The organism is Bacillus sp. SIMBA_008 (genome assembly GCF_046535495.1).
GTDB classification, from domain to species: domain Bacteria; phylum Bacillota; class Bacilli; order Bacillales; family Bacillaceae; genus Bacillus; species Bacillus subtilis.
Genome location: NZ_JAWRWL010001099.1, coordinates 1 through 243, shown reverse-complemented (window position 1 = coordinate 243; position 243 = coordinate 1). Strand labels below are relative to the sequence as shown.

1 protein-coding gene is annotated in these 243 nt (G+C 72.8%); it reads left to right on the top strand.

Features of this window, described 5'->3' with window-relative positions:
• The coding region (locus tag SB658_RS26820) for a hypothetical protein (protein WP_410603540.1) at positions 1-243 on the top strand (243 nt) is incomplete at both ends.

Sequence of the window (243 nt, the reverse complement as noted above, 5' to 3'; positions counted from 1 at the left end):
CAGGCCGAGAGCACCGGCGGCAAGCCGGGCACGCGCGTCGAGCTCAACCGCGCGTACTACCTCGTGTGCGTCGTGATCGTCCGCGCGCAGAGCGTGGAGGCCGTCCTGCTCGATCTGAGCGGCGCCCGCGTCCTCACCCGCGTGACGACATACGCCTCCGGTGTGCAGCCCGCCGACGTCGCCCGGGTGACCGGCGAGCTCGTGCGCGACTTCCCCGATCGCGTGCTCGCCGTGTGCCTGCAG